Annotated in this window: 26 protein-coding genes and 2 tRNA genes; 15 read left to right on the top strand and 13 right to left on the bottom strand. The window is 42.2% G+C overall.

The features are described from left to right. Positions 1 to 7: 7 nt before the first annotated feature. Positions 8 to 808: a YggN family protein gene (locus NO991_RS18440; protein WP_371352274.1), complete on the top strand. Its 801-nt coding sequence runs from the start codon at positions 8 to 10 to the stop codon at positions 806 to 808. A gap of 62 nt (positions 809 to 870) precedes the next feature. Here NO991_RS18440 and NO991_RS18435 read toward each other — a convergent pair whose 3' ends face one another. Further along, a complete protein-coding gene (locus NO991_RS18435; RefSeq protein WP_063700597.1) occupies positions 871 to 2,313 on the bottom strand; it encodes a PLP-dependent aminotransferase family protein in 1,443 nt (480 codons plus the stop codon). Between the two features lie 101 nt (positions 2,314 to 2,414). Here NO991_RS18435 and NO991_RS18430 point away from each other — a divergent pair, with 101 nt between their 5' ends. Further along, the gene (locus NO991_RS18430) at positions 2,415 to 3,344 is read left to right on the top strand and encodes a DMT family transporter (RefSeq protein WP_166341400.1); all 930 of its coding nucleotides are present in this window, start codon (positions 2,415 to 2,417) and stop codon (positions 3,342 to 3,344) included. Between the two features lie 54 nt (positions 3,345 to 3,398). On the opposite strand, the gene NO991_RS18425 is transcribed toward NO991_RS18430, so the two are convergent. Next, on the bottom strand, positions 3,399 to 4,247 hold the full coding sequence (locus tag NO991_RS18425) for a diacylglycerol kinase family protein (protein ID WP_371352273.1): 849 nt from the start codon (positions 4,245 to 4,247) through the stop codon (positions 3,399 to 3,401). A gap of 324 nt (positions 4,248 to 4,571) precedes the next feature. On the opposite strand from NO991_RS18425, the gene NO991_RS18420 reads away from it, so the two are divergent. From NO991_RS18420 to NO991_RS18400, 5 genes are all read left to right on the top strand, one after another. Further along, positions 4,572 to 4,712 carry a hypothetical protein gene (locus tag NO991_RS18420; RefSeq protein WP_166341396.1) on the top strand — a complete coding sequence of 47 codons (141 nt, stop codon included), beginning with the start codon at positions 4,572 to 4,574 and terminating at the stop codon, positions 4,710 to 4,712. A gap of 227 nt (positions 4,713 to 4,939) precedes the next feature. Further along, a tRNA-Ser gene (locus tag NO991_RS18415) sits at positions 4,940 to 5,030 on the top strand. Positions 5,031 to 5,083: 53 nt separating this feature from the next. Then, positions 5,084 to 5,176: transfer RNA gene (locus tag NO991_RS18410), tRNA-Ser, on the top strand. Positions 5,177 to 5,284: 108 nt separating this feature from the next. After that, positions 5,285 to 5,785 (top strand): DUF4124 domain-containing protein, encoded by a 501-nt coding sequence (locus NO991_RS18405; RefSeq protein WP_371352272.1) that lies wholly within the window; start codon positions 5,285 to 5,287, stop codon positions 5,783 to 5,785. Between the two features lie 69 nt (positions 5,786 to 5,854). After that, complete coding sequence (locus tag NO991_RS18400) at positions 5,855 to 6,622, top strand: MBL fold metallo-hydrolase (RefSeq protein ID WP_371352271.1); 768 nt, start codon at positions 5,855 to 5,857, stop codon at positions 6,620 to 6,622. A gap of 12 nt (positions 6,623 to 6,634) precedes the next feature. On the opposite strand, the gene NO991_RS18395 is transcribed toward NO991_RS18400, so the two are convergent. Both NO991_RS18395 and NO991_RS18390 read right to left on the bottom strand, forming a co-directional pair. After that, complete coding sequence (locus tag NO991_RS18395) at positions 6,635 to 7,750, bottom strand: aminotransferase class V-fold PLP-dependent enzyme (protein ID WP_054554616.1); 1,116 nt, start codon at positions 7,748 to 7,750, stop codon at positions 6,635 to 6,637. Further along, on the bottom strand, positions 7,750 to 8,919 hold the full coding sequence (locus NO991_RS18390; protein ID WP_138598932.1) for a monodechloroaminopyrrolnitrin synthase PrnB family protein: 1,170 nt from the start codon (positions 8,917 to 8,919) through the stop codon (positions 7,750 to 7,752). Before NO991_RS18390 ends, NO991_RS18395 begins: the two co-directional genes overlap by 1 nt. Before the next feature lie 113 nt (positions 8,920 to 9,032). On the opposite strand from NO991_RS18390, the gene NO991_RS18385 reads away from it, so the two are divergent. From NO991_RS18385 to NO991_RS18375, 3 genes are all read left to right on the top strand, one after another. Beyond that, complete coding sequence (locus NO991_RS18385) at positions 9,033 to 9,494, top strand: Lrp/AsnC family transcriptional regulator (RefSeq protein ID WP_054554614.1); 462 nt, start codon at positions 9,033 to 9,035, stop codon at positions 9,492 to 9,494. 68 nt (positions 9,495 to 9,562) lie between these two features. After that, complete coding sequence (locus NO991_RS18380) at positions 9,563 to 10,930, top strand: carboxylesterase (protein ID WP_054554613.1); 1,368 nt, start codon at positions 9,563 to 9,565, stop codon at positions 10,928 to 10,930. Continuing rightward, positions 10,927 to 12,066 carry a GNAT family N-acetyltransferase gene (locus tag NO991_RS18375; protein ID WP_371352270.1) on the top strand — a complete coding sequence of 380 codons (1,140 nt, stop codon included), beginning with the start codon at positions 10,927 to 10,929 and terminating at the stop codon, positions 12,064 to 12,066. Before NO991_RS18380 ends, NO991_RS18375 begins: the two co-directional genes overlap by 4 nt. Here NO991_RS18375 and NO991_RS18370 read toward each other — a convergent pair. Continuing rightward, the gene (locus NO991_RS18370) at positions 12,043 to 12,633 is read right to left on the bottom strand and encodes a DUF938 domain-containing protein (RefSeq protein WP_054554611.1); all 591 of its coding nucleotides are present in this window, start codon (positions 12,631 to 12,633) and stop codon (positions 12,043 to 12,045) included. The two genes, NO991_RS18375 and NO991_RS18370, sit on opposite strands and share 24 nt — an antisense overlap. A gap of 183 nt (positions 12,634 to 12,816) precedes the next feature. Here NO991_RS18370 and NO991_RS18365 point away from each other — a divergent pair, with 183 nt between their 5' ends. The 5 genes from NO991_RS18365 (at position 12,817) to NO991_RS18345 (ending at position 15,917) form a co-directional block, all read left to right on the top strand. After that, positions 12,817 to 13,011: a hypothetical protein gene (locus NO991_RS18365; protein WP_054554610.1), complete on the top strand. Its 195-nt coding sequence runs from the start codon at positions 12,817 to 12,819 to the stop codon at positions 13,009 to 13,011. A 106-nt stretch (positions 13,012 to 13,117) separates the two neighbouring features. Next, entirely contained in the window at positions 13,118 to 13,483 is a 366-nt protein-coding gene (locus NO991_RS18360) for a hypothetical protein (RefSeq protein ID WP_054554609.1), read from the top strand. A gap of 8 nt (positions 13,484 to 13,491) precedes the next feature. Further along, complete coding sequence (locus NO991_RS18355; RefSeq protein ID WP_371352269.1) at positions 13,492 to 14,868, top strand: class II fumarate hydratase; 1,377 nt, start codon at positions 13,492 to 13,494, stop codon at positions 14,866 to 14,868. A 148-nt stretch (positions 14,869 to 15,016) separates the two neighbouring features. Further along, a complete protein-coding gene (locus NO991_RS18350; protein ID WP_054554607.1) occupies positions 15,017 to 15,502 on the top strand; it encodes a hypothetical protein in 486 nt (161 codons plus the stop codon). 13 nt (positions 15,503 to 15,515) lie between these two features. After that, positions 15,516 to 15,917: a hypothetical protein gene (locus tag NO991_RS18345; protein WP_054554606.1), complete on the top strand. Its 402-nt coding sequence runs from the start codon at positions 15,516 to 15,518 to the stop codon at positions 15,915 to 15,917. Here the strand turns inward: NO991_RS18345 and NO991_RS18340 are convergent. The 8 genes from NO991_RS18340 to NO991_RS18305 form a co-directional block, all read right to left on the bottom strand. Beyond that, complete coding sequence (locus NO991_RS18340) at positions 15,910 to 16,095, bottom strand: hypothetical protein (RefSeq protein ID WP_054554683.1); 186 nt, start codon at positions 16,093 to 16,095, stop codon at positions 15,910 to 15,912. The genes NO991_RS18345 and NO991_RS18340 overlap by 8 nt on opposite strands. 65 nt (positions 16,096 to 16,160) lie before the next feature. Then, positions 16,161 to 16,478, bottom strand: a complete 318-nt coding sequence (locus NO991_RS18335; RefSeq protein ID WP_054554605.1) for a hypothetical protein — start codon at positions 16,476 to 16,478, stop codon at positions 16,161 to 16,163. Beyond that, entirely contained in the window at positions 16,475 to 17,113 is a 639-nt protein-coding gene (locus NO991_RS18330; protein ID WP_055199258.1) for a hypothetical protein, read from the bottom strand. The genes NO991_RS18335 and NO991_RS18330 overlap by 4 nt, the downstream gene beginning before the upstream one ends. 71 nt (positions 17,114 to 17,184) lie before the next feature. Continuing rightward, positions 17,185 to 17,877 carry a PspA/IM30 family protein gene (locus NO991_RS18325; RefSeq protein ID WP_054554603.1) on the bottom strand — a complete coding sequence of 231 codons (693 nt, stop codon included), beginning with the start codon at positions 17,875 to 17,877 and terminating at the stop codon, positions 17,185 to 17,187. Between the two features lie 24 nt (positions 17,878 to 17,901). Next, complete coding sequence (locus NO991_RS18320; protein ID WP_054554602.1) at positions 17,902 to 18,315, bottom strand: YjfI family protein; 414 nt, start codon at positions 18,313 to 18,315, stop codon at positions 17,902 to 17,904. 79 nt (positions 18,316 to 18,394) lie between these two features. Beyond that, positions 18,395 to 20,047 carry a polyamine aminopropyltransferase gene (locus tag NO991_RS18315; RefSeq protein ID WP_371352278.1) on the bottom strand — a complete coding sequence of 551 codons (1,653 nt, stop codon included), beginning with the start codon at positions 20,045 to 20,047 and terminating at the stop codon, positions 18,395 to 18,397. Between the two features lie 73 nt (positions 20,048 to 20,120). Next, positions 20,121 to 21,020: a DUF350 domain-containing protein gene (locus NO991_RS18310; protein ID WP_054554601.1), complete on the bottom strand. Its 900-nt coding sequence runs from the start codon at positions 21,018 to 21,020 to the stop codon at positions 20,121 to 20,123. Between the two features lie 30 nt (positions 21,021 to 21,050). Further along, positions 21,051 to 21,983: a CHAD domain-containing protein gene (locus NO991_RS18305; protein WP_371352268.1), complete on the bottom strand. Its 933-nt coding sequence runs from the start codon at positions 21,981 to 21,983 to the stop codon at positions 21,051 to 21,053. Between the last annotated feature and the right edge of the window lie 447 nt (positions 21,984 to 22,430).

Here is a 22,430-nt window from a genome sequence, read left to right as displayed (position 1 = left end):
GAAAAAAATGAAAAAGTTATTGTTAGTAAGTTCTTTATTTATCGCTACCAGCGCAATGGCTCATAACGATAATGATACAAATATTTCATTCAGCGGTGAGCAGTGTGATGTTGAATTTATAAATGATGTACGCATCACACCAAGCGAGTTAGAAGTATACACAGCCGATAATCGCACTATGAAAATCATCGATCAGCACACTTTATATATCGATGGTCAAGGCGTATCGCTTGATGCTTCACAACAGCAAGCAATTGCAGATTACTCAGACAGCTTACGCAGCCAACTTCCTGAAGTCGCCAATATCGCACTTGATGGCGTAAAAATAGCAGGCGTAGCAATTGAAGAAGTATCAAATGCTTTCAATATTGATGGCCTAAACGACATTTCAGAATTAATGGACGATATCAGTGTAGAAGTGCAAAACGCCTTCTATCAGCAAGGTGTGTTTACCATGGGTCAGCAAAATTTCGAAAAATTTGGCCAAAACTTTGAAGACCAATTCGATGAGCAAATTGAATCGGCTGTCGAGTCAGCCATGATGCAATCGATGGGCAGTATTTTAATTGCGCTAGGTTCTGAGCTTTTAGGTTCAGGTGGCGACATGGATGAATTTGAACAACGTATGGAAAACATGGGCGCACAAATCGAAGCACGCGTAGAAACACAGGCAGCTCAACTTGAAGAACGTGCAGATGCATTATGCGGCAGCTTTGCTGATATCGCTCATAAAGAGCAAGAGTTAGTGGTGCTAGTACCAGAGCTAAAAGAGTATCAACTATTTACTTTCAAACAGAACGCAGAGTAATGAATTAACATCCCTGAACCAAAACACTTGGTCCTTTCGCGCAGAGCTTGCTCTGCGCTTTTTTATTTTTTGGCCAGCACAGTCAGTTGCGATAACGTTTTAATCGCCTGCTCTAAATTTTCAGACCAAGGCAAGCCATAACTTAAACGAAAACAGCTACGGTATTTTTTACCCGCTGAGAATATCAACCCTGGAGTAATACTGATCCCCGCCTCAAGTGCCAAATGGAATAACTTTACCGCATCATATTGGCTACCAAGGTCAACCCAGATAACACAGCCCCCTTGCGGGTTACTTATACGCGCACAATTTGGCATATATTGCTGCAGGCACCAAATCATTCTTTCTTTGTTGGTACTTAAGCGCTGTCTAAGCAAACGAATGTTACGGTCGTACTCACCGCTGGCTATAAACTCATACAAGGTCCACTGGTTTATAAGTGGCGCAGAGCAACTAAGCGCGCGTTTGTGTCGCCTTGCTTGTTCTGCAAACTTACCGGCAATGATCCAACCAATGCGGTAACTAGGTGCGGCTGTTTTTGAAAACGACGCGCAGGTGATCACTAAGCCCTTTTTTGAATAGGCCTGTGCAGGCGTCGCACGCTTTGCTGTAAAATGTAAGTCGCCATATACATCATCCTCAATAAGTACCACGTCGCGCTGCTCTAAAAGTGCCACTAATTGCTCACGCTTGGCATCAGGCATAAAGCTGCCAACAGGATTATTTAATGAGGTAGAAAACACACAGGCTTTTATATCATGTTCATCGAGTGCTTGAGCCAAGTCATCTAACCATATTCCTTCATCAGGACACAGCGGTATTTCCAGTGCCTTTAAACCTAAGCTTTCAATTAACTCGATAATGCCAAAATAACAAGGCGACTCGATAGCAATAACATCACCGGGTTTAGCGACACACTTAAGGGCAATCGCCAGCGCCTCTTGAGCACCATTGGTGATCACTAATTCATCGCTATCAACCCCAATACCAAAGTCCAGATAGCGATGAATGAGTTGTTTTTTAAGTGGCGCAAAGCCATCCATCGGCCCGTAATTAATTGCCGATGCGCCAGCTAATGTCATGACTCGGCGCATTGTTCGTGCCAGTGCTTTATCTGTCGGTGCAGCAGCCACAGGGTTGGCGATACCAAATGGCACCACATTAGCTTTGTGGATAGCGCTGTAGACTTGCTCAATCAAGCCTTGCTTATTGACTGTGGTAGGCTCTCGACTGAGCCTAACTCGCTTTGGTCGAGACTGATTTAACTGTGATGACTTTAAAAAGTACCCTGACTTTTCTCTGGCTTCGATCAGCCCTTGCCCTTCAAGTAATTGATACGCTTGCTTTACAGTAGGAATACTGATGTTGAGCTTGTCTGCCATTTTTCTGAGCGAAGGTAACTTTTCACCCGGTAATAACGAACCTTGCAAGCAAAGATCTCTAACTAGCTGAATAACTTGTTGATATAAGAACTCACTGTTACTACGACTGATAACTTGTGACATAGCCCACCAAACTGTATAGGTTGCATTTCTAGTTTTCTGTATATGTTAAGTATACAGAAGAGGATTAAAATGAACATACTTTCAATTTTTGGGTACTAACTATGAAAAGCGCCGCTCTCTACCTTGCTACAGTACTGATCTGGGGATCGACTTGGCTAGCTATTGAGTTTCAACTGGGTGATGTTGCTGTTGAGGTCTCTTTATTTTATCGCTTTGCCATTGCAGCCATTTTAATGTGGGCCTTTGTGCTGGTAAAAAAACTCCCTATGCAATATTCACTGCGCGATCACGGATTTTTTGCATTATTGGCTTTATTTAACTTTGGTTTAAATTATTTAGTGCTGTATTGGGCGCAGAACTATCTCACCTCAGCAATGGCCTCAATTGCCTTTTCGATGTTGCTATTAATGAACATTATTAACACCCGCTTGTTCTTCGCAAAACCAATTGCGAAACGAATTTACTTTGGTGCTTTACTCGGTGTAATGGGTATTGCCAGCTTGTTTTGGCCACAAATTCAGCAATTCGACTTGAGTAATGGTGCGTTGGTCGGGTTACTACTTGCGCTGTCTGGGACCTTTGTGGCTTCATTGGGGAATATGGTCAGTGTTCGAAACTCTCAGCGTAATATTGGCGTACTTCAAGGCAATGCCTGGGGTATGTTATACAGCGCTTTAGGGCTAGCAGCTTATGTTTTAGTAAGCAACGTTGAGCTGACATTGAATGCCCCAACCAGCTATTGGGTATCGCTCTTCTATTTAGCAGTATTTGGTACCGTAATCGCATTTGCTTGTTACTTCGCGCTACTTAAAAATATCGGCCCTGAGCGAGCAAGCTATGTAATCGTATTATTCCCACTGGTTGCAGTGGTCTTAAGTACTTTATTTGAAGGGTTTGAATGGCAAGCAAATACCTTTATGGGTTTTAGCCTAGTGTTATTCGGTAATGCTATCGTGCTGACTCCAACTCGACAAATTAAAGCATTTTTTGCTGCACGTAATCTGCAGCAAAAAAGCTCCGTCCCCAGTTAGAAGTGACTATGTCGCCTCTAACACCAAGCGCTGGCAAATTTTGCCGGCGCTTTTTTATGGCACATGAAAACGAAGTGCTTGTTTGTGAATCTTAACTTTAGCCGGAGTAAAACCAACGAGCTCACCATCGGCTTCTATAGCCAGTCCTTTCGTGGTGATCTCGGCAGTCGTTAACTGGGTATATTCCAGCGCGTGCAAACTATGATGCTTTACGAGCAGTAAATACAAAAAGCTGATCAGGTTTTTCAATAAACCGCCAGCTGGCATGCAGTAGCAATCAAGCTGACCATCATTTAACTTTGCCCGAGGGGCAATTTTTAAGCCACCACCAAAGTAATGATGATTAGCAAAAATCGTCGCTAAATTACTGTAGTTGAGTGCTTTACCATTAAACTCCCCCTTAAGTGAGCGTGCCCGAAATGAAAATAGCTGTTTGATGCCCTGCCAAGTGTAGCCAAACGAGCTGAAACTTCCGGCTTTATTTAGTTGCGTCACGACTTCAGCGTCAAACCCTATTCCCGCCACATTAATAAAATAGCGCTGATTGATTTGTCCAACATCGATTAATTCTGTACGGCTATTAAAAACAGCCTCATACCAAGCCTGTTTTTTACACGTAAAGCCACGCGCAAAATCATTTCCTGTGCCTGCTGGAATTAACGCGATAGAACAGCGACTCGACATTAATGCATTAACGGCTAAATGCAGCGTCCCATCACCACCAATCACCACAACTTGACTCTGGTTTTTAGCCAAATGCGCAATATCAGCGCAATCATTCTCAAACTTGCCTGTGGTTAAATACAATTCAGGCTCAATCTGTCTTTTTTTACATTCTTTTAGTAGCCAATCAACACTGTTTTTATGATTTTTTTTGTCACTTGGCTTTATTATTATCAACATCAACGGTTACTTCTTTTCTTACATGGCAAAAACACCACGCTCGTTCAAATTATATTAATCTGAATAATTAGTCACTTTCTCACTCTAAAAACGCATAAATAAAAACACCAAAAGCTAAAAACCTTTATTTACTTATACTTCAACGCAAACACAATTGCATAAGCATGCAGCGCAATGTGTATTTAAAAACTTAACTCCATGTTAATAAAAGACTTTAGGATTAGAAAAAGTTATCCGACAGACTCAATTTTTATCGTTTTATTTTTATTCAGTTTGATTGCAAAATACTCACGTTTTCAACCAAACACAACCCGGAGCAAAGTAATGAACCCAATTAATACATTAAACCAAAACGCTGCAACTCATGTTGCCGTAAAACCAACAAACCGCAAAGCAAAAATGTTGGCAAAACTAAATCGCTACGGCAAAAAGTTAGCTCTTGGCGGCGCAGTACAACACAAGTAATCCCCAACCATGGTTACTTTATCGGTGCAGTAAACACCCAACCACTAACGAAGATCCTTCTTTAGCTCCTCTGTTTACTGCCCCAACCCCCTTCTTTTAAGTTAAAAACAGCAAATAATTAAACCTTTTTACAAAAAACACCCTCTTTACGCTCAAAAAACAAGCAAACAAACTTTTTCCTATTTACACAGCCGATTCAGCTAAGTATTATTCTCGCATCACGATGTGGAGAGATGGCAGAGTGGTCGAATGCACCGGTCTTGAAAACCGGCAGGGGTTTGTAGCCCCTCTAGGGTTCAAATCCCTATCTCTCCACCACTTATTTTTATTTGTTGATTTATTTCAGCAAATTACAATCAGAATTATGCGCTGGAGAGGTGGCCGAGTGGCCGAAGGCGCTCCCCTGCTAAGGGAGTATAGGGTTTGTAGCTCTATCGAGGGTTCGAATCCCTCCTTCTCCACCATTTTATTATTAAAAACCGCTTTTTAGCGGTTTTTTTATGTCCGAAAACTTGCACTCCTCATTATATTTCATGCATGCTAAGTATCTATTTGCTACACAAAGTGATGCTATGTTTCGTTTTGCATTTTTTACTCTTGCCCTATCTGCCAGCGCCAACAGTCAAGCCACTATTTATAAGTGCATGATTGACGGGGTTGCCACCTTTACAGAGCAGCCTTGTGGTAAAGATGCAGCAATAGTAAAAATTACACCACCACCCGCAAGTAACCAACCCCCAGCCACAGAGCAGCCGCCAAATCCGCAAAAGCCTGCAGACTTAAGTGTTGAAGATTATTTAAAAATCCAGAAAGCCGATCGCGAAATAGACCGCCTTCAGTTAGAGATCAAAGAACTACAAAAACAGCAGAGTGAGCGCATTGGTAAACTCAATAATATGACACAAGATGCCGCAAATAGGTTAGGCGCAGCGTCTATTGATGATGCTATTAGTAAACAAAGCGAACGTATTAATGCTTATTATAAAAGCCAAATCGCCACCCTCGAAAAGCAAGTATCACAGCTAGAAGAAGCCAAAAAACAGCTCAAAGAACGAGCCACACAATCCAATTAGTCTAGCTTATCAAAACTGGTCAGACATGATATAACAAGATTTGCTGATTAAGTTTAGGGATCAATCGTTTTGCAAATTCATACGCTCGAAGGTTATATCCAAAATATCTATTTGGTTGAATACCCAGATAAATTGATGCTACTTGATGGTTGTTGCCGTGCTGATGTTGATACTGTATTTAACTATATTACCGAACAACTCAAGCGCCCCATCACAGACTTAAAACTAATAGTAGTCACCCATATGCACCCAGATCATGCCGGTGGAGCGCATGCATTAAGAAAGTTAAGTGGTGGAAAAATAGCGACGTCGAACGCCCCTGGGCAATGGTATAGAGGCATTGATGGTTTCTTAATGCATTTAACCGATATTGCTTTGGCTTGGTGGGTCGCCGGTAGGTTAAATAAAAAACGCCATAATCTTTGGTACAGCCGCCATTTAGATGCTGACTATTACCTTGCCACTGATGCAACCCTACCCGGCTTTGACGATTGGCAAGCACTGCATAGCCCAGGTCATACCGACCGAGATATTAGTCTGTATCATATTCCTAGCGAGCGAATTTACATTGCTGATTTATTGGTAAAAGTAAAAGGGCAGCTTGTGCCACCCTTTCCTGTTTTTTACCCAAAGCTGTATTTAAACTCTTTGTTGATGCTAAAAGCGCTGCAACCAAAACGAATTATGTTTGCCCACAGTAACGAAGTTAGTATTGATGACATCGACTTTGAGCAAATTTTAGCGCTGGTCCCCGAAAAACCAATGACGCACTGGCGTTCCGTCAAAGCAAAGGCTCGACAAGCTCTTAACGTAATACCAACTCGCAATAACACTTAATTAAGCGTTTTGTTATAAGGCCCTTTTCACAGTTGTGATAAAAGTATCGATATCCTGCTGATCATTATAAATATGAGCTGAGACTCTTAAGCCTAAGTGACGTTCATCAACTGCAATATTCGCTGCAATAAGCGCAGCTTTTACAGCCGCTTGTTGCTCACCAAAATGCATAATGGCTGTTCCAGAACATTTGTCATCCTGTATTGGTGAACGCACATAATCAGCTAATTGATCATGAAACTGCGCGAGCATTGCTAAGTTATGAGCGCGTACTTTCTCAATACCAAGATCAGCAAAGTAATTAATACTATGCGAAGCCAAAATATAAGGTGCAACTGAAGGGGTACCGCCCCAAAAGCGCAACGCGGTTTGATGATAAGCAAAGTGCTTAATATCAAACTCAAACGGATTTTGATGAGAAAACCAGCCAACATCTTGTGGCTGACAAAGTGATAGCTGCTTGCGGTTAACCCATAAATAAGCAGCACCCGGTCCACCACATAGCCATTTGACACTCGAGCCCAACATAAAATCGGCATCAAGCTTAGTTAAGTCGACCTCTAAAATGCCCGCAGACTGTGCAACATCAAGTAAGCTCAATGCGTTGTGTTGTTTCGCGATATTTATAATTTCGTGAATAGGCGCTTGCTGACCCGTGTTTGAATAAACATGGCTAATAAAGACTAAATCAATATCATTTTTCGCTAAATATGACTGCCAAACCTGAACATCGGTTAAGTCTTCATGCTTACCAATAAACACGATTTCAGCACTTTCAGGTAGAGCTTTTTGCATTGCAAAACCCATGCTTGGAAAATCACTTTCTGCCATCAACACTTTGCAATTTTCTTGTTGCAGTCGCGGGTGCGACATCAACAGCTTAGTTAAACCACTCGATAAGTTAACTTGTGGGCAAAATAGCTCACTGTGCGAGTTAAATAATTTAGCGAGACTACTCGTAAACGCCTCAACACCTTGCAGCCACTGTTGCCATGGCTCTTTATTTTCATTTTGCCAAGCGGCAAAAAACTGCTGATGAAAATGCTGCTCAGCAGATTTTAATGGTCTTCCAACAGAGTGGTTAAGCAAATAGCTGCCTTGTGGAATTACAAAATCGTTTTTGTTCATTACTTAATCCACTGTTTTAACTTAGTTAAGTCATCGAAACGGGTGCGAATATCATCCCGCTTTGCTGCCGCACGGCGATCACGCAACTGCTCTAGTGAGTTTAGTAACACATGCAAAGGCGGCCCACTGGCTGTGACTTTATCCATATGTTGTTGCTGCATTTGCTGTGAAGGCTGCGCTATGTATTTACTGACCAATTGATTATGGTGGCCAATGGCAGTATCACCATGCAGTTTACACACTTGAATGAACAGCTTTAAGTTAGTTTGTAACCATTCACTATCGCGCTCAGCTTCTGCGGCTAAGAAGTCATCCATAATACTTGTCATACGCATGCTTTCACGCAGGATCTGCTGATCTTCAGGCATCATATACAAGAATTTATCCACCAGCATTTGCGAGTAACTAGGTTCATTAGCAAAACAAAGACCAAGTAATAAATCGATGACATTTATACCCGCAAAATCACCGGCGTTCGCACCTCGATATACCTCTTTACCTACTCGATACGGCTTGTAATACGGACGAACACAATAGAAAAAGCGGTCTGTATCGAGCTTGTTGTATAGTGTATTGTTCGACTCAATCACATCAAGCAGCGCTTGTTTTGCTACTGTGAGTAAATCAGCCGTGATAGGGTGCGATATCCCTAATGGCTGAATTTTTAATAAAGCATCTGCCGCGCGCTTATACGCTAAAATGCCCTTAGTGTTGTAATCGACAAAGATTTTCTCATCTTCAAGGTCAGTAAAGCGCTTATACAAACCATCAACCGCTTTATTGTGGGTGGTTAAATGCGCCGTTGCAAAACGCGGGGTTACACCAATAGATGCACCAATGTGCATTGCCAACGCAGAGGCTTCAACAAGCGGTGAACTTGTTTCACGAGAAGGCTCAGTGATTTCATGTCGACGGCATGCCGCCATATACAAGCCAACATTGCCTAATAAATCGAAGGCGTTATCAAAGCCTTCATCGGTATTGCCCTCTGCCAGTAAGGCACGAATATGCTCATTACCCTCTTGCTCTAATTGGCGTTTAAGGTGCTCACCGACACCCTCTACATTCGCTTTATCGTCTTGTTGCCAATATAGTTTTTCTAATTCGCTGTTGATCTCAACAAAACGGGTGCGAAGCCAGCTATCAAATGCCTTGGTGTTCTCAGTCACAGGCTCACTCCAAAATAATTATATTGCGATAATGTTAACAGAGTTCAATGAGTGCTAATCGCCAAAATATAGACTAGAATCCATCTAGATTAGTGAAAATCACTCAAATAAAAATGAAATTAGATAAAAAAGACCAACAATTACTTAATGCTTTACAGGATAATGCGAGAACTTCTGTCTCGGAGCTGGCCCAGTCTGTTAGCCTGTCAGATACCCCTTGCCTTCGCCGCATTAAAAAGCTCGAATCAGCAAATGTGATCAGTGGTTACCATGCTGCCATCAATCCTAAAGCCGTTGATTTAAATGTGTCTGTGTATGCCTTTGTTCGCTTAAACCAGAACTCTGTTGCCGCTGCTGAGCAATTTGAACAGCAGGTTGAGAAGCTAGAACATGTGCTTGAGTGCTCTGTTATTTCAGGCAGTTATGATTACTTGCTGAAGATCGTTGCCGCTGACTTAGAAAGCTATGAAAGCTTTGTGAAACATAAATTAGGTAGTATTGATTGTATTGCTAACATCGAGTCGACAGTGGTTTTAAAACAAGCGTTCACTAAGCGTCATTTACCGCTCGCTTGACGCACCTTGCTTGCAAATAAAACATAACTCGATAAGCTAAAAACAGGCTTTAAAAGGATGCTTAAAATATGAAATTCATCAACTTAGTTGCTATCTCTTGGGCCATCAGTGGGCTATTTAGCAGCTCATTAATGGCGCAGCAACAAACCTGCCTTACTCAGCTTGAAGACCAAGAACTGATGATGAAAAGTAAGCGCGAAGGGCTGTTTAGAGAGCCATTGCCACGCACTCATAGCACCTTTAGCTATAATATCGAGCAAGCATTTAATGACTATTTAACCGCTGCTTACCTGCAAATTAGTAGCGAAAACCCGCGTGCTAATTTGCCATGCCCTGTTTACACAGACACCTATCAGCAACTTGTTGCACAAGGCGCTCGACCAGCTAACGCAACTGTTGCTGATTTAATAAGCCCATTTGAACTCAAACAGGCCGATAGCCGTAAAGCGGTGCTCTTGATCCACGGTTTAACCGACTCACCCTTTACCTATCACGACCTTGCACAAGTGTATTATCAACAAGGGTATACGGTACGCACAATTTTACTCCCTGGGCATGGTACCGCTCCTGCAGCACTTAGAGACATCGATGCCGATGATTGGCAAAAGGCTAGCGTGTATGCCATTGAGCGCACATTAAAAGACTTTGATCAGGTGATATTAGGGGGCTACTCAACCGGTGCTGCACTGGTTATTGATTACTTAACTCAAGGCCCAGTCGATAATAAAATTACGGCTGCTATGTTGTTTTCACCCGCAAGCGAGCCACACAATAAAAACGGTTGGCTAGCGAAATGGGTCGATGCGATTCCATTTGTGAATTGGATTGATAAAGACGCGGACCTTGATTTTGCCAAGTATGAGTCGTTTCCATTTAGTGCAGCCTCAGCTAGTCACGAAGCAATGAGCCGTATTAGCCTTGATGAGCTACGTCATCGCCACCTCCCTAATGTAGCGATATTTAGCACCTTTAGTGATGTTGACACCACAATAGATAACCAAGCGACCTTTAAAATTTTAACTAAGCTGCACGACCCAAAAACGCGCAAGAATAACCAGCTTGATCGGCTTGTATACTATGGTGATGACAATAACATCCCAGCTAGCTTTCCAGTTGATTACCAAATAATTCGTGATGACTGCAACACCGATGACTGTAAAAAAATCAAAGGAATGTCACATATTGGTATTGTTAATAAACCCAGCAACCCTTACTACGGTCGCACAGCATTGTATCGCAATTGCGGCAGCTACTTAGATGACGACACGCTTTATACAGCCTGCAAATACCAAAAAGACGTTGTGATGGGTGAACGCACAGCCGAAAATTTACAAGCGCACAAGCCCTTTGCACGACTCACGTTTAACCCTTATTTCGATAAGCTTGCTATGCATATCAACGATTTTATCAAAGATATTGAATCGGCTGCACAATGAGTAAGTTTAGCCACCGCTGGTTTAATCAAATAAGCGAGATTGATGCCACTCTATGGCAGTCATTTTTCGATGATACACCCTTTACTGATCACGCTTTTTTAGCTGCTTTAGAACAAGCAGGCTGTGTGAGTGAAGCGTCGGGCTGGCAACCCATGCACCTAGCAATTTACCAGCAAGAACAGGTTATAGCCTTACTACCCGGGTATCTAAAACACCACTCTTATGGTGAATATGTATTTGACTGGGCTTGGGCTGAAGCCTATCAACAACATGGCTTAGAGTATTACCCCAAATGGCTGTGTGGCGTACCATTCACACCTATTGCAGGGCAACGAATTAGTATAAATCACAATAAGCCCGCTGAAGTCTATGCGTACATTCAGCACATACTCACAGCAACAGCAGCGCAATTAGACTGGTCAGGTTGGCATATAAATTTTTGCCACCAGCAACAAGCGACTGCATTAACTAGCAACACCGTAATGCAACGTCATGGCGTGCAGTTTCAGTGGTTTAATGAAGGCTATAATGACTTTGAGGACTTTTTAGCTTCACTCACCGCAAGAAAGCGTAAATCGCTCAAAAAAGAACGCGCAAAAATAACTGAACAACAGATAACCGTAGAATGGCTCGAAGGTGCTGACATCAGCAAACAGCACATGCAGCAATTTAGTCATTTTTACCGCCAAACCTATTTGAAGCGTTCAGGCCACAATGGTTATTTGAATACCGCCTTTTTTGAGTTATTACAGCAAAGCATGGCCGACAAACTGGTGTTAATGTTCGCTAAGTATCAAGGAGAAGTGATTGCCGCCACACTCAGTTTTAAAGATCAGAATTGTTTATATGGTCGATACTGGGGAACGAACTATGAGCTTGATAGTTTGCACTTTGAGCTTTGCTATTACCAAGGCATTGAATACTGCATTACCAACAAACTTAAGCAGTTCCATTCTGGCGCGCAAGGTGAGCATAAAATAAGTCGCGGTTTTAAGCCCGTAAATACCTATTCATTGCATCATATTCAACACACTGAGTTTGCAGCTGCCATTAGTGATTTTATTACTAGAGAACGCCAACATATGGCGCTCTATAAAGCTCAATGCGAAAGCTTACTGCCTTTTAAACAGCAATAATTGGTTATTCGCTGGCATTTGCACATCTTCAACAAAGGTTAAGCCAGCTTGCTCTGCAAGTTGGCAAATCGCTTCAAAATCACGGATTGCACTATGTGCATCTTGCTGTTTTAAAAACGCATCGAATTCAGCATTACTGGCACTGGTATACTTACCTTGGTACTTGAATGGTCCATAAATACACAATTTACCTTTAGGCGCTAAGTGCTTTGCTACACCTTGGAAAAAGCGCTCCACCAGTGGCCAGCTAATAATGTGCATTGTATTCGCAGTGAAAATAGCATTCACTGTTTCAACCGGCCAAGGATCATTAAGGTCGAGTATGAGTGGCGCATGCAAGTTAGTTAAATCAGCTTCTTGATGCCATTGTAAAATCCCCGGGTGATTAACCTCGCGATCACTACAATGCCACTGCAAATGTGCTAAATGCGTTGCAAAATGCACACTATGTTGCCCAGTACCTGAGCCGACTTCTAATACGTCCGTCACATCAGAAAAGAACGCATCTAATACGTTTAAAATAGGTAATTTGTTGTTTTCACAGGCTTGAGAGAAGGGTTTATCCATACAAATTAGTGCACCATGTTTGGTAATTAGTGCACAACAGTAAAGCAAAAATAAATAATAAAGTCGCGGTGAATTTATTAGTTTAAAATATAAAGCAATAATTTTCAGCCGGTTACAAACTTTTATCAATATTGGTACAGCTTATGCTATTTCTTAAGTGAATTAACCAATAGGAGCAATATTATGTATATCTCACCCTACACCGCTGTAGATGCAGCACTTGCAGCCAGCGAACGAGCTGAAAGCGAAAAAGCCGCCTTAACAAGTTGTGACGACAGAGCAACCGTGATCGATCTTCTTTCTCAATGTAACAAAGAAAATGTACAGGCGCCGAAAAAGCATGAAACAGACCAGATTTTTATTCTCGGCTACAATTAATCACACACAGTTAATCCATTCAGTCTTAGCTTCATTATATAAGACTTGCACTAAAACCGATTAACTGTAATGATAACAATTATCATTACAGTTAATCGGTTTTTCTATGCACTCTCACAATGCTATGCTCCATTATCAGCGGCAAATGAAATGTGTTTGCCAAAGACCTGGGTTACATGCCCCTGCGCTTGTTGCTAACTATGTTGAAGCGGGTTTAAACATTGCACGCTATTACGAAAAGCATCACAACTTTATTTTGCAAGAGCTGTATCTAAGACGCACCTTTCATGAACTACTAGAAAAGATGTGTGATTCATTAGTGCATAATGCAATTCGTAAACAATGTTTGGCTCAGCTTTATAAACCGCAACTTGCGCTAAAGCGTTACTACAAAACTCATAACTGTATTGAAAAGTATTTCAGTTTGGAGCGAGAAGCGTGCCTTCTCAGCCAAGAATTTAACCCGATTTAGGAGTGTTTATGAGCCAATTTAGAACCGAATCAGATAGCATGGGTGAGCTACAAGTCCCTGCGAATGCTTTGTATCAAGCTCAAACGCAACGCGCTATCAACAATTTTCAAATTAGTGGCTTAGCCATGCCTAAGCAATTTATCACCGCCCTCGCCTACATTAAGCAAGCTGCCGCTCAAAGTAATGCTGCTTTAGGCCATTTGAGCCAAGGTAAAGCCAAAGCCATTGAGCAAGCATGCCAAGAGGTCATTGACGGTAAACATTTTTCAGAGTTTCCTGTTGATGTATTTCAGACAGGCTCTGGCACTAGCTCAAATATGAATGCCAATGAAGTTATAGCCACGCTGGCGAGCCAGTTTGCAGGCGAAGCCGTTCACCCCAACGATGATGTGAACATGGGACAAAGCTCAAATGATGTGATCCCCACTGCGATTGCTGTAAGTAGCGCTATTAACATCATTTATGAGCTGTTTCCTAAACTCGATAAACTCAGTCAGAGCCTACAAAACAAACAAGCCGAAGTGGGCCATATTGTGAAAACCGGTCGCACTCATTTAATGGATGCAATGCCTGTGAGTTTTGCACAAACACTGGCTGCATGGCAGTTACAAGTTGATCATGCAATGGCAGGCATTCGCCAAGCTCTTGAGCGAGTTTGTGAACTTGCACAAGGTGGCACAGCAGTTGGTACCGGCATAAATGCCGATCCAGCGTTTGCCGGTGAGTTTTGCCAACACTTGAGTGAGAATGTAGGTATTCGCTTTAGCCCAAGCAAAAACTTCTTTTATAACATCGGCTCACAAGACGCCATTGTTGCGCTGTCAGGCCAGCTAAAGGTACTTGCTGTAGCACAAATGAAAATAGCCAATGACTTGCGCTGGATGAACTCAGGCCCACTTGCAGGTCTTGGTGAAATTGAACTTGAAGCTCTACAGCCAGGTTCATCAATTATGCCGGGTAAAGTAAACCCTGTGATCCCTGAAGCTGCCGCTATGGTCAGCGCACAAGTAATAGGCAATGACGCTACCATTACAGTGGCTGGTCAAGCCGGTAACTTTGAGCTCAATGTAATGCTGCCTGTGATTGCCTTAAACATTTTGCAAAGTATCGAACTGTTGGCAAATAGTAGTGAAGCACTGGCAGATAAAGCGATTGCCAGCTTTAAAGTAAACCAAAGCAATGTTGATAAAGCGCTCGCTAAAAACCCAATTCTAGTTACCGCGCTTAATCCGGTGATCGGCTATAGCAAAGCAGCAAAAATTGCCAAATTAGCTTATCAAGAAGGTCGCCCTATTATTGATGTTGCTGCAGAGCATACGGATATTTCGCGCGAAGAACTGAGCGAGTTACTGAACCCCGCCAAACTAACCCAAGGTGGTTTGTAATACCCGCTTATTGTAAAGTGGTATAAACTTTTATCTTTTTGTAGCTCTGTGAATACAGAGCTACTTACTGAAAGCAAACGTTTTTATTGCTCCGCTTTGAGCAATGTGTATGATAGTGAGTACTTATTCAACGATTTTTAGGTATGTTATGCGCTATCCACTATTGGCAATTTTATTTCCTGTGTTATTAACTGCGTGCTCGGACGCTGCAACTAATGAGCAAGCCGAATCAACGGCAACCAGCAATAAACTTGTCGAGGCACCAAAAGCCGTTGAAATAAAAAACGCTGAGGAAGTGACCAAAGCAGCCCCAGATAAAGCCACTATTAGCTCTGCCCATGAGCAACTTAAACAATTAATCGATGATCCAAGCTGTGACAACAGCAGCCAATGTAAAGTATTACCTGTAGGTAGTCGTGCTTGTGGCGGCCCAAGTAGCTTCATTGTTTATTCAACCAAAACAGCTGACACTGCTGAGGTTGAAAAACTTGCAAAAGATATCACCGCCCTTGAAAAGCAATTTAACGCAGCAAACGACATGATGAGTATTTGTCAGCATCTAACCGCACCAGGTGCGCAGTGTTCTGAGAATACTTGTGTTAGAATCGAAGGCTCAGCGGCAAGTGTATACTAAGGAATAAGCAATAATGGTTCGTTCATCGACTTTCAAGAAACTTTTCATCACCACAACTGTGCTAGCAAGTATTGCTTTAAGCGGTTGCGAAACAACAACGTCGGGTAGCTCTGCGCGCGTTGATCTAGGTGATTTAAATGATCAGCTGAACGATATCGTTAGCAATAATAGCTGTACTGCGAGTTTTCAATGTAAAGTGTTAGAAGTTGGTGAGCGAGCATGTGGTGGCCCAAGTCGCTATGTGGTCTATTCAACGTTAAACAACGTACAAGAGCAAGCAGAGCAACTTGCAGAGCGAATTACAGCAGCTGAAAAGTCATCTGATCAAGCATTAACTGTTAACGACTGCTCACCAGTTCTGCCTGTACAATCGCTGTGTATTTCACAGCAGTGCCAAGCAATCGAGATTAAGTAAATAATGCAATAAGGCCGGATACTATCACCACGCTGATGATACAAATCCCGGCCTTATATATGTATTTAACCTGCATTGTATTATGCACCCAGTAAGCATAAATGTAGCGAACAAAGTAACTTGCTGCAGTGCCAAATAATGCAAAAATAACTAAATACGCAAGTAAAATAATATCCACAGTCATGCCACTTCTTTAAAACATCTAGTCTCAGTGTAAGGGCTTAAAGAATTAAAGGCAAAACCTTAGCTTTTTTTACTGTGTTCAATGAGCAATTCAGCCACGCGCTGCTTCACAGCACGCTTATCATCGGCTGCAACGCCAAAACGCTCAGCCAATAAAGCAATCTCTTCATCATTTAAGTTAAACGATAAGCGTTGTCTGGTTTTTTTCGACTTAACGTCGAGCTCCAAAATCTTACGGATCATATCTGATGGCGTAAGCTCTTGGTCAATGGCTTGCTTCTTAATTGATTTTTGCACTTCAGAGCTTAAATCAAACGCCATTTGCGTGGCTCTAACGGCTTGCTCCTGACGCTGCCATTTGGCTTTTGCATCACTCACTTGGCATCCCCAGGAAATAAGTCAACAATATCGCTAATTGGTCTGGTTAACGTCAGTGATACCTCTGTTTCACCGCCTTCCCAAATCTCAATATTTAAACTATGCGATTCATCGTCAGAGCTTAAACAGATCATTTCACACGGCTCACCACCTTCGTCTTCATAACGAGGTAAAGGCTTATTACGGTAGTCTTTATTATGGAAATAACACACATAAGGTGCTTCTGATTGTTTGTAGCTCGATGCTAAAAAGTGACTAAAACGCTCCGGGCTATTTTGTACATTAATTGCCGTTAATTCGTCTTCATCAAAAATACGAGCGAACTCATCAAGGGTAAAAATCTCATCAACATCGTCGCGTTGAATTTTGATCGCAAAGTTTGCCCATTGCTCACCGTCATCTGATTCAATTTGCAAAAACACCACTTGGCCAGATTCACTCTCGAGTACCAGCTCATACTCTGCACTACGTTGGTACTGATACGTTTGCACATCAATAACACGCAGTGTCTGTCCTTTTAACCAGCTTGGGTAAGCGAACGAATCAATCACCGTCAGCATATCACCAACGAGTAATTGGCTTGGATCAGTAAGCTGACGCTCTGGGGCTTTTTTAGATTTGAAAAAGTTAAACATTGGCTGACTCCTTGTTGAAGCAAAAAAGGTAACCCAGTGCGTGGGTTACCTTTTGTCTTTCCGTTAACTGATTAGCTATTTTGTTTTGCTTTAATACGCGCCAAAATATCCGCGCTTTTCGGGTTGGTATCACCAATACCCGCTTCAGCCATTTTCGCTTTTAAATCATCGCCATTAGTGTCTGCTTCTAATTGCTTAGCCGCACCTAACTGATCTTGGCGGTCTTGCTGGCGTTGTTTAATACGCTCTAGAGACTCACGTGCTGATGTCATTGATGAGCTGTTCGTATTTAGCGTGCTGTTTACAGCCATTGTTGCTTGCTGCACACTTTCAGTCGTTTTAACCATTGTTAATTGACGTTGGTTTTCTTTAATCGACTTTTCAGCTTCTTTAACTTGCTGCTTTAGTTGCACAATGTGGTTACTAAAACCAGCTAACACTTCTTCGTGCTCTGCTTTTTCAGCTTCAAAATCACCGATTTTTTCAGCGATTTCTAATGCAAGAGCTTCGTTACCTTTTTCAAGTGCTTGGCCTGCATACGCTTCATGTTCAGCAATTGATGCATCTAGTGCGCTAATTTTACGCTTCGTTTGCATCTCTTTTGCCATTACTTCGGTCAGGCTTTTCTTAGCGCGTTGTAAGGCATTTTGTGCATCAGCAATTTCTTGTTCAAAGATACGGATACCGTTTGCATCAACAATTGCTTGTCCTGCTTCACGAGCGCCACCACGTACAGCTGTAAATAGTTTCTTTAAAATACTCATAATCTTAACTCCAGAAATTGCTAATTAATCGTTTAAATAAATGGTCACGGCTTCAAGTGCATCAATCGCATTGTCTGCCAGTGTTACCAACTCATGGGTAATATCATCAAACGATGAATTAACCGATAACGCGCCAAAAATAGCGTATTTATCATCAATTTTTGCAAATGCGCTTAATGGGATTGGTACATTTAAACGTAGTAACGTTTCGTTTAACTCATTACGCATATCTGCTTGTACTTCGTCTTCAGCAAACAGGTAGCTAATACACAGTAATTGCTCTTCTGTTTGAGTAACAAAGATAGGTAACTCATCATTCCCATCGACGATAACTTGTAACACATCTTGCTCACCTTGGTTGGCAATCAAGAAAGACTCAAAGCTCACACCCTCTGTTTCAAAAGAAGCCAGTTTGATTGATAGTTCATTTAATTCCATGTCTCACCTTTTTACGTTTTGACATATTATGTCTGAGTTAAGATTTGCATAGCCGACATATTATGTCAACTATAAAATATCAATTTTTGTACAATTCGGTTTCAACTTGCCACGCTTGGCGGTAATAATCATATAAGGTTCCTGAACCTAATCTATTGACTTCAATCGTGTTTACTTGTTCAAAAAAATGATTCGGAAACACAAAAGAAGCCAATAAATATTCTTTGCTTACCCAACGAGATGGCACCGGTAATTCGTTAGTTTCACGAATTCGCTGACTTGCTGATTTGCCAGCGGTGGTCGCGATAGTCCAACCCCATTGACCAAACGAAGGGATATTTTGTTGGTATTGCTCAACATAACCAAAGCCAGCAGCTTTCATTGTTTTAGCAATACTCAAAAATGCTTTCTTCGCATGATAAGGCGATGTTGATTGCACGGCCACAGCCCCGTCAGGCGCCAATAACTGACGTACATGATTGTAAAAATAGTCACTGTACATCTTATTGAGATCAGGGTGATTAGGGTCTGGTAGGTCAATTAAAATAGTGTCAAAGCGCTCGCCTTTAGCAAGCATTGCTTCGACCTCTAAAAAGGCATCTGCAATGCGAATATCAGCACGAGGATCGCTCATAGAGTGTTTATTTAACGCTGTTAAACGTGTTCTGATTTTCTCTGGCGCATCATAATCGCCAACATCATTACCAAATAAGTTTAACAACTGACCATCTAAGTCAACCAAGGTGACATGCTCTACTGGCCACTTCAAAACATCACGTAATGCAAGCCCGTCACCGCCCCCGATGATCAACACGCGGTCATGACGATTTGAAGCCAACATAGCAGGATAGACAAGCATAGAATGATAAATTTGCTCATCCACACTTGAGAACTGTAAACGACCATTGAGGTAAAGATCAGTAATTGCATTAGGCTGATTGCGACTAAAACGCTCAGTTAACACCAAATGCTGATACTTAGTTGCTTGCGAGTAGATGACTTTATCTTTATATAAAACATTGCTTAGATTTTTCATCCAGTTAGTGCCAAGCACGAGCACAAACGCAAAAAACACCAACAACAGTACATGGCAAACTAACAGTAGCTTAGCGAAGCGAACATGTTGATGATAGCGCCATAGAAACACGAGACCGGCAATAATATTAAACAACGCCGTCCAAGCTGCTGCTTGCATAATTGGCATCGCAAGCATAATGCTCACCCAAATAGCAGCACCGACACCGGCACCGATATAATCAGCCCCGTAAATGGTACCCGCATTGTTCTCCAAAAAGCGCCCATAGACTTGCTGGCGAATACGCGCAATTAGCGGGATCTCCATACCAATTAATAGCCCAAGTAATAGACCAAACACATAAGGTAAAAAACGAGACCATTCTTGTAGCTTTTCAAATACATAGCCATTAAGTACGGTATCTGCAGGCAAGTTAAAAATTTCGGAGAAGATATGCGGCAATGAATAACTGACAGCGATAACACTCGCTATCGCTAAAATACAGCCCATGCCAACCAAAGCAATAATGCTCTCTAGCCATGCGAACGCAGTAAACGCATCTTTAAACCATCGCGCTAAAAAGGCACCGATACCCATAGCGACAATCATAGTGCCGATCATGGCATATATGGCACTCTCGACTGAGCCTAAGACACGACCAGCATAATGAGATAACAGGTACTCATAAATAAGGCCGCACCCAGCGAGTACGGCCATAACAGTTATTAATAGGAAATCATGCCCAAGTAGATGAGCTCTACTTGGGGCGCTTGTTGTAGTAGACACTTAATTAGGCACCTAACAAGGTTGCCATAGTCGAACCAATCGCAAATGAGATTGCTGCAGAGATAGCTGCTACACCCACGTTCTTCTGGCGGTTCACTTCATCTGAAATATCACAACCAGATAGGATGATTTTGATAGTCACTAAGTGTAGTAAAATGAAAGCAACTAAACTCACTGCTGCACTTAATGCCCAGTAACCTAAACTAGCAACAATGTTGTCAGCCGCATAAGGAGCAATACCTGATGCAGCAGTTAATGCCAATGCACTACCCACTAAAAAGCCAGCATAACGAATACCTACTGCTAAGTTACCGTCAATAACCGCTTGCTGTAAGCAATCACCACTGCGATTAGTATGCTTGAATAACTGCACGCGATATTGACTGATCAGTAGCATCGCAATGCTGCCAATGGCAAAAGCTGCGATCACAATTGGAATACCATGCCAGCCTTCTGTCGCAACCCAAAATAAAGCTGAGCGAATAACAATCGCCACACTAACAACATGGCCAAAATCAATGAGTGCAGCAGTAGCATTACCTTTTACGATTTCGTCATGCAGGCTCACTTTACGAAGCGCTACTTTGTCTTGGAAGAAGTGACCTAGCTTGATAAGCACAATCGCCATCACACCATAACCTAGCATTTGTAATGCTTCTTGTTGTAAGGTCGGTGCAAATGCGCCGCTGCTCACGCCACTAAGAACAATAGCAAGTGCCGCAAGTCCTGCCGCAAAGCTAATACCAAAAGCAAAATTGTCACGCTCAGTTATTTCATCATTAGCGTGTAAGTTAGATACCCAACCCTTAATAAATTTTAGGCTGACAAATAAAGCGATAATGATTGCAAAGTCGATTGCTAAAGCTTGCAACGACCAAGTTGTTATTCCATTAAATTCATACATGTGTTGTAACTCCGGTGGTTATTCTTTTCACTACTTACCGCGGCTAATGCCACGTGATGTTCTGCTCGAGCTGTTACGTAATGACCCAGAGCTTTTACTGTAACTACTGCTAGAAGCATAGCTACTACGTGTGCGTGGCGGCGTATAGCTGCTACGGCTTAATCCAGATGCGCCACTACGTTTCTTGGCATACGGACTAGTGAATTGTTTACCTTGGCGTTGATAAGACTGTCGAGTTCGTGTCTCTACCGTTTGTTGTGCTTTAATCTGCTTAGGGCTCGAATAACGATAACGGCCATAATCATTGTAATAGCTATACTTTCTATGACGGCTCCAGCGACCATATTCAACTCGGTCGAATACATCGCCCAACATACGATACATACCGTACCAAACCCAAAAGCTGGTACCACTGCTATTCGTTTGCCACTGCCCATAGTTAGGGTTGCCAACTAACTGGTTACCAACACTTTCGCCTTCAGCAGCTTCACTAATTGCACCAACCCGTGCTAGTGACCCCTGCGACATATCAGCAAGCATATTGATAGGATCGGTAAGCGCATCTTGAAATAAAGACGGTTTGGCAGCATCACGAATGAGGTCAAGTTGATGAAGCGTATCTTCATAGGGTGGTATTAGAAAAGTAGACTTCACATCTGCTAAGCGTTGTGTAAGACCTGAATAAATAGCCCCTTCACGAGTGGCATCAAGACTAATTACACGGGCGATCTCAGAAAGTTGCGGTTGTTGCTCAGCAAGCACCTTGCCGTATTGTTTAAGTATAGTCGCATTACGTAAAGAGCCATTATCAAGCGCTGTACCAAGTTGATTTAATTCAACTTCAGCTTTTTCTATGGATTGTTGTATTGTTTGTTTCAGCTGCTCTTCTTTTGACTCACAGCCCATAAGCAAGCTTACCAAACAAAACAGGCTAATAAGTTTCCAAGCTTTTATTTGAGACATTCATGTCACCTGATTGTGGTTTAAAAACGCAAATAGTTTTACATAGCTCAGGTACTAAACCAAGATTAAAATTGCAACAAAGGGTAAATTGGGTCGTGAATTGCTAGTTAGCAAGGGGGAAAAGTTTAAAGGTATGGCGTAGGTTGGGTAGAGCGAAGCGAAGCGAAACCCAACACATCACAGAGCTATCAGCTTTCAGCCGTCAGCGATCAGCCGCGCGGTGTGGGTGTTTGGTCCTGCGTCATCCTCTGGTTCTAGGCAAAGTCTACTTGTAGGAATGGCTTTAGCCATGAATATGTTTGTTATGGTCTGAAATCGGCACTGAAGTGTCTCCTACGGGGTTATTGCTGAGGGAGGCTCTGTACTAAACAACCCAACAGCGTGGTAATACCATTCCGCTTAAATATCTGATCTAATATAGGCTATATAAAATCACTGGTTATTAAC

This window comes from Pseudoalteromonas sp. DY56-GL22, assembly GCF_041414715.1.
Lineage (GTDB): Bacteria > Pseudomonadota > Gammaproteobacteria > Enterobacterales > Alteromonadaceae > Pseudoalteromonas > Pseudoalteromonas simplex.
The sequence above is the reverse complement of the archived record's forward strand: the minus strand, read 5'-3'. Positions and strand labels throughout refer to the sequence as shown.

Excerpts from the sequence above, each read along its gene's own strand:
- NO991_RS18370 (WP_054554611.1), bottom strand. The coding sequence starts at position 12,633 with ATGGATAAACCCTTCTCTCAAGCCTGTGAAAACAACAAATTACCTATT.
- NO991_RS18405 (WP_371352272.1), top strand. The coding sequence starts at position 5,285 with ATGTTTCGTTTTGCATTTTTTACTCTTGCCCTATCTGCCAGCGCCAAC.
- NO991_RS18325 (WP_054554603.1), bottom strand. The coding sequence starts at position 17,877 with ATGAGTATTTTAAAGAAACTATTTACAGCTGTACGTGGTGGCGCTCGT.
- NO991_RS18360 (WP_054554609.1), top strand. The coding sequence starts at position 13,118 with ATGCACTCTCACAATGCTATGCTCCATTATCAGCGGCAAATGAAATGT.
- NO991_RS18420 (WP_166341396.1), top strand. The coding sequence starts at position 4,572 with ATGAACCCAATTAATACATTAAACCAAAACGCTGCAACTCATGTTGCC.
- NO991_RS18350 (WP_054554607.1), top strand. The coding sequence starts at position 15,017 with ATGCGCTATCCACTATTGGCAATTTTATTTCCTGTGTTATTAACTGCG.
- NO991_RS18440 (WP_371352274.1), top strand. The coding sequence starts at position 8 with ATGAAAAAGTTATTGTTAGTAAGTTCTTTATTTATCGCTACCAGCGCA.
- NO991_RS18315 (WP_371352278.1), bottom strand. The coding sequence starts at position 20,047 with ATGGCCGTACTCGCTGGGTGCGGCCTTATTTATGAGTACCTGTTATCT.
- NO991_RS18355 (WP_371352269.1), top strand. The coding sequence starts at position 13,492 with ATGAGCCAATTTAGAACCGAATCAGATAGCATGGGTGAGCTACAAGTC.
- NO991_RS18305 (WP_371352268.1), bottom strand. The coding sequence starts at position 21,983 with ATGTCTCAAATAAAAGCTTGGAAACTTATTAGCCTGTTTTGTTTGGTA.
- NO991_RS18430 (WP_166341400.1), top strand. The coding sequence starts at position 2,415 with ATGAAAAGCGCCGCTCTCTACCTTGCTACAGTACTGATCTGGGGATCG.
- NO991_RS18435 (WP_063700597.1), bottom strand. The coding sequence starts at position 2,313 with ATGTCACAAGTTATCAGTCGTAGTAACAGTGAGTTCTTATATCAACAA.
- NO991_RS18345 (WP_054554606.1), top strand. The coding sequence starts at position 15,516 with ATGGTTCGTTCATCGACTTTCAAGAAACTTTTCATCACCACAACTGTG.
- NO991_RS18380 (WP_054554613.1), top strand. The coding sequence starts at position 9,563 with ATGAAATTCATCAACTTAGTTGCTATCTCTTGGGCCATCAGTGGGCTA.
- NO991_RS18365 (WP_054554610.1), top strand. The coding sequence starts at position 12,817 with ATGTATATCTCACCCTACACCGCTGTAGATGCAGCACTTGCAGCCAGC.
- NO991_RS18310 (WP_054554601.1), bottom strand. The coding sequence starts at position 21,020 with ATGTATGAATTTAATGGAATAACAACTTGGTCGTTGCAAGCTTTAGCA.
- NO991_RS18395 (WP_054554616.1), bottom strand. The coding sequence starts at position 7,750 with ATGAACAAAAACGATTTTGTAATTCCACAAGGCAGCTATTTGCTTAAC.
- NO991_RS18320 (WP_054554602.1), bottom strand. The coding sequence starts at position 18,315 with ATGGAATTAAATGAACTATCAATCAAACTGGCTTCTTTTGAAACAGAG.
- NO991_RS18375 (WP_371352270.1), top strand. The coding sequence starts at position 10,927 with ATGAGTAAGTTTAGCCACCGCTGGTTTAATCAAATAAGCGAGATTGAT.
- NO991_RS18425 (WP_371352273.1), bottom strand. The coding sequence starts at position 4,247 with ATGTTGATAATAATAAAGCCAAGTGACAAAAAAAATCATAAAAACAGT.
- NO991_RS18330 (WP_055199258.1), bottom strand. The coding sequence starts at position 17,113 with ATGTTTAACTTTTTCAAATCTAAAAAAGCCCCAGAGCGTCAGCTTACT.
- NO991_RS18385 (WP_054554614.1), top strand. The coding sequence starts at position 9,033 with ATGAAATTAGATAAAAAAGACCAACAATTACTTAATGCTTTACAGGAT.